At 60.5% G+C, this 4,832-nt stretch carries 5 protein-coding genes; all 5 read right to left on the reverse strand.

The window, feature by feature from the left end; translation table 11 throughout:
* Window positions 1–89 precede the first annotated feature (89 nt).
* Window positions 90–1,454, reverse strand: a complete 1,365-nt coding sequence (locus NW834_RS13235; RefSeq protein WP_414419303.1) for a gluconeogenesis factor YvcK family protein — start codon at window positions 1,452–1,454, stop codon at window positions 90–92.
* Window positions 1,447–2,430 (reverse strand): RNase adapter RapZ, encoded by a 984-nt coding sequence (gene rapZ / locus NW834_RS13240; RefSeq protein ID WP_414419304.1) that lies wholly within the window; start codon window positions 2,428–2,430, stop codon window positions 1,447–1,449. Before rapZ ends, NW834_RS13235 begins: the two co-directional genes overlap by 8 nt.
* Before the next feature lie 110 nt (window positions 2,431–2,540).
* On the reverse strand, window positions 2,541–3,245 hold the full coding sequence (nth, locus tag NW834_RS13245) for an endonuclease III (protein ID WP_414419305.1): 705 nt from the start codon (window positions 3,243–3,245) through the stop codon (window positions 2,541–2,543).
* Window positions 3,246–3,251: 6 nt separating this feature from the next.
* Window positions 3,252–4,349, reverse strand: coding sequence for an RIP metalloprotease RseP (gene rseP, locus NW834_RS13250; RefSeq protein WP_414373538.1), 1,098 nt, complete (start codon window positions 4,347–4,349; stop codon window positions 3,252–3,254).
* Window positions 4,350–4,473: 124 nt separating this feature from the next.
* The gene (locus NW834_RS13255) at window positions 4,474–4,716 is read right to left on the reverse strand and encodes a NifU family protein (RefSeq protein WP_414373537.1); all 243 of its coding nucleotides are present in this window, start codon (window positions 4,714–4,716) and stop codon (window positions 4,474–4,476) included.
* Window positions 4,717–4,832 lie beyond the last annotated feature (116 nt).

Raw genomic sequence — 4,832 nt, forward strand, 5'->3', positions numbered from 1 at the left:
GCTCAGAGATAGGCAGGATGCGATCGCTTCTTTCCTGAACCATGTTCAGGAGAGTTCAGCGTGAATGTATCAGGACATCCTGGGCAAAGCTAGAGGGGGCGATGTCTGTCGAACCAGCGCATCAGCATTGCAGCCAAGCGTTCGGGGTTGTGGCGCACTAAGCCGGTCTCTGGATCCTCTTGCATGACGTTAGCCAAAACGGCGCGGCAGCCCAGGTAAGCCAGTTTGTCGGGATCCAGCACCACAAACTCAGAACCGCTGCGGCGGTAATGCTCCAAAGCACGTGGGGAGGGTGGCTCCCGCTGCACCAGCACGCCGTCAAATAGGCGCACTCCTGCCACCCGATCCAGAGCCATGACGTGATCCCCAACGGTATAGCCGTCGGTTTCCCCCGGCTCGGTCATGATGTTGCAGACGTAGATGTGGGGGGCCATATTTTTGGCCAGAGCTTCCACAATTTCCGGCACCAACAGGTTGGGAATGATGCTGGTGTAGAGGCTACCCGGCCCCAGCACCACAAACTCTGCCGCCTCAATAGCCTCGATGACTTCCGGTAGGGCGGGAGGGTTGGGGGGGTCACAGCCGATTCGGCAAATGCGTCCTCCGGCTTTGGCAATGTTGGACTCTCCCACCACGCGGCGGCCATCGCTCAGCTCCGCCCAGAGGGTGACATCCGCCAGGGTGGCCGGCAGCACCCGCCCCTGAATGGCCAAGACTTGCGAGGTGGCAGTGATGGCCCGAATCAAGTCGCCGCCGGTTACTGCGGTGAGGGCAGTGATGAACAAATTGCCGAAGCTGTGGCCGCTCAACCCTTCCCCCGACTGGAAGCGATATTGAAACAGCTCGGTGAGCAGCTTTTCTTCGTTGGCCAGAGCAGTGAGGCAGTTGCGGATATCGCCGGGGGGCAAAACGCCGATCTCCCGCCGCAGACGCCCTGAGGATCCCCCGTCATCGGCCACCGTGACAATGGCTGTGATGTTGGAGCTGTAGCGCTTCAGACCCCGCAGCAGGTTGGAGAGGCCGGTGCCGCCCCCCAGTACCACAATGCGGGGACCACGGCTGAGACGCCGCCGCGACAACAGCTTATCCACCAGCGCTTCATCTCCCTCGGGGATCAGCACATCCTCGATGGAGCGCATGGCGCTGCGAAACCCCAGCACCACCATCATCAGCCCGATCCCAGTCACCAGGGGGCCACTGATGTTGTTCGGGATCCAAGTGGTGATCAGGCGCAGGGTGATGTCGATCAGCCGTTTTAAGCGAAAGATGGGGGTCAACTCCGTCCAGATGGCAATGCCCAGCACCATCAGCAGCACGCCCCCAACCGCCAGGCTCAGCCAGCGTTTAACGGCTAAACCGGGAAAGAGCCATTTCCAGCCACTTCCCGGCCAAGCAGCCTTGCGGCGGCGAATGCCCCAAGCGGCGGACTTGTTGCTGGGCACAGGCTTAGGCATGGGAAGGTGCAGGAACGCCGGCCAAAGGGATCCTAACCTGTTGCTGGGCAACGCCGGCTTCGCCGGGCGCCGGGCCAAAGCGGGCTTCCAGCTCCCGCTGAGAGTCGAGCAGATGGCGATGCTGAACCTGAACATTCAGGTCGGGAAGAGCGTGGTTGCCGGCAGGGACAGTCCAAGGCTGCAGATCCTGGGCCAGGCGCTCCACCAGAGCCACCGAGCGGTGCTGGCCGCCGGTACAGCCGATGGCCAAAGTCAGGTGGGGGCGACGTTCTGCGCGATAGTGGGGCCAAAACGCTTTGATCAGGGACAAGATGTGCTGGTAGGTGGATTGTGTAATGGGATCCGCAAACAAGAACTCCTGCAGCAGGGGATCCTGCCCGGTAAGGCGGCGCAGATGGGGCTGAAAGAAGGGGTTGGGCAAAAAGCGCACATCAAATAGCAAGTTGGCATCGGGGGGAACGCCGTACTTGAAACCGAAGCTGACCAACCTTAGGTTGAGGGGCTGGGGGATCCCTTGCACCAGAGCTTGCAATTGCTGCCGCAGTTGCTGGGCATTGAGGTCGGAGGTATCCAACCAGTGGGTGCAGCGTTCCCGCACCGGGGCCAGAGCCAACCGCTCCTGCTCAATGGCCTCCCACAAACCCGCAGCTTCCCCGTAGGGATGGGGACGGCGGTGGGCGCTGAGACGGTTGAGCAACACTGGGGAGCGGGCCTCCAAGAATAGGAAAGGGATCCCTTGCGATTGCACCCAAGCAGCCAGGGTGGGAACTTGATCCCGGTACTCCTGGGCGTGGAGATTCAAGCTGATGGCCAAAGCGGCATGGTGGGCCTGCATCGCCTCGACCAAGGGGATCACCTGGGCCGGTGGGATCCCTTCTAGGCCGGTGTACCCCAGTTGTTCCAACTGCTGGATGGCCAAGGTTTTCCCGGATCCCGTCAGGCCGGCAATGACCAGAACGGGGGGCGCGACTGACATGGGTTTATCCTGCATGGAGCTTATTCTAGGGCGAGGGGCGGCCAAAACAAGTGCTGCAAGGGAGGGATCCCTGCCGGCTCAGCCATACAGGGCGCCTAGAAACCATCCTCTCAGGTTGGCGAGGCTTTGGTAGCTTTTTTATCCATTTTCTCATCCGGTGCCGCCGGTCTCAGGAGGGGAGCGCTGGGGCAGAGATCCGCCAAAAAACATTGCTGGCACAGAGGCCTGCGGGCAGTGCAGATGGCCCGCCCGTGGTCGATCAGACGGATAGACCAGTTCTCCCAATCCGCCTGCGGCAACAACTGCATCAGATCCTTTTCGATGCGCACGGGATCCTCGTGCTCAGTGAGGCCGAGGCGGCGGCTGAGGCGCTTAACATGGGTATCGACGGTAACCCCGGCATTGATGCCAAAAGCATGAGCCAACACCACATTGGCCGTCTTGCGGGCTACGCCGGGTAGGGTGAGCAGCTCCGGCATGGTGCGGGGCACTTGGCCACCGAAATGGCTCAAGATCTTGCGGCAGGCTTCCTGAATGTGCTTGGCCTTGTTGCGATAGAAGCCGGTGGAATGGATGAGAGCCTCGATCTCCTCTCGCGGCGCTGTCGCCAGGGCCTGGGCATCCGGGAAGCGACGAAACAGCTCTGGCGTTACCTGATTCACCCGCTCATCTGTACACTGAGCCGAGAGGATGGTTGCCACCAAGAGCTGCAGCGGCGTCTGGTAGTGGAGGGCACAGGTGGAGTTGGGGTAGTGGCGCTTCAGCCGGAGCAGGATCTCCAAAGCTCGCTGGCGCAAGGCCCGTTTGCTGGCCATCTTCCCCTAGCCCGACCCGGTGACAATGGCGAGGGTGTCTTTGAAGAGCAGCACCACCCCCAATCCCAGCAACAACACCAAGCCCGTCTGCATCACCCGCTCCTCCAGATGCTTGGGCAGCCGTTTGCCGCGAATCGCCTCCAGGATCAAAAAGGCAATGTGTCCCCCGTCCAAGGCGGGCAGGGGCAACAGGTTGAGAAAGGCCAGGTTAATGCTAATCAAAGCGGTGAAATTAAACAGGCTGGCGGCGTCATCGCGGGCCAGATCCGCCCCGATCTTGACGATCCCCACCGGGCCGGAGACCTGAGCAGCCGTGCTTTGGAAATTCTGCAGCAACTGCCGCAAGCCGTTCAGATTGAGCATCACCACCCGCTGGTAGGCATTTCCCGCCTCCGTGAGGATCTCGGCCACGTTCTGGGCGGGGCGCAAGGTCACCTCTTGATTGGGGGCCAAGGTCACTCCAATGGCCACCGTCTCTCCCCGCACCTCTGGGATCACCGTCAATTGCAGGGGATCCCCTTCCCCACGCTGCACCTCCAGGGGAATGGGCCGGTTCTCGCTGCTGCGGATCAGCACCTGAAAATCGTTCAGAGCTGCCAAGGCCGCCGTCTCGTCGGCAATCCCCCTGTAATCGCGATCGGCTGCCTGCAACACCACATCCCCTGCCTTCAGGCCGGCCCGCTCCGCCGGGCTATCGGGCATCACCTGAGGGATGAGAATGCCGGGATGGATGCGCGTTACCGAGGGGATCCCCACCCAGGCAAACATCAACACCAGCACCAGATAGGCGAAGATCAGGTTGGCCATCACCCCTGCACTCATCACCACCAGGCGATCCAACACGGGGCGGTTTTTCAGCAGATCCGGGTCGTCGGGGGGGTAGGGAGAATGTTCATCCTCGTCAGGAAAGCCCACGTAGCCCCCCAGCGGCAGGGCGCGAATGGCATACTCTGTCTCCCTGCCCTGGTATCGCCACAGCACCGGCCCAAACCCCAGCGAGAAGCGGTTGACGTGGATCCCTTGGAGTTTGGCTGCCGCAAAATGGCCTGCCTCATGCACCAGGATCAGCAGGGCGAGAATGGCGATGGAGAGGAGAACAGACATGCGCTAGCTCTGAAAAGGCACAGAAGTGGGGAGCAGAGAGCCACCCGAGGCTATTTATCAAGGCACATAATCCAACACATGATAAAGAACCCTAAAGGAATCTCACAAAAACCTACAGGGCCCCTCAGAATACCTGCTCCACCTCCAAAATATCGGGAATGCTCTCCCGCAACTTGCGCTCAATGCCCATCTTTAGAGTCATGGTTGAGCTGGGGCAGGCTCCACAGGCCCCTTGCAGGCGCAGCTTGACCACCGGGCCATCGATTTCCACCAGTTCCACATTGCCCCCATCGGCCATCAAGTAAGGACGCAGCTCGTCCAGGACTTTCTCGACGTTTTCGGTATTGAGTTCCAGTGCTTGTGCCATGGTTGCTTTTAGCCTCGTTGAGATTTGGATTGTAGCGGTTTCTGATACATTCACGCTGAACTCTCCTGAACATGGTTCAGGAAAGAAGCGATCGCATCCTGCCTATCTCTGAGCAG

Origin of the sequence: Synechococcus sp. R60.1, assembly GCF_047461835.1 — a bacterium.
GTDB lineage: Bacteria > Cyanobacteriota > Cyanobacteriia > Thermostichales > Thermostichaceae > Thermostichus.

What these genes read in the sequence shown, in the direction of transcription:
- NW834_RS13235 (WP_414419303.1), bottom strand. Translation starts at nt 1,454, where the DNA reads ATGCCTAAGCCTGTGCCCAGCAACAAGTCCGCCGCTTGGGGCATTCGC.
- rapZ (WP_414419304.1), bottom strand. Translation starts at nt 2,430, where the DNA reads ATGTCAGTCGCGCCCCCCGTTCTGGTCATTGCCGGCCTGACGGGATCC.
- nth (WP_414419305.1), bottom strand. Translation starts at nt 3,245, where the DNA reads ATGGCCAGCAAACGGGCCTTGCGCCAGCGAGCTTTGGAGATCCTGCTC.
- rseP (WP_414373538.1), bottom strand. Translation starts at nt 4,349, where the DNA reads ATGTCTGTTCTCCTCTCCATCGCCATTCTCGCCCTGCTGATCCTGGTG.
- NW834_RS13255 (WP_414373537.1), bottom strand. Translation starts at nt 4,716, where the DNA reads ATGGCACAAGCACTGGAACTCAATACCGAAAACGTCGAGAAAGTCCTG.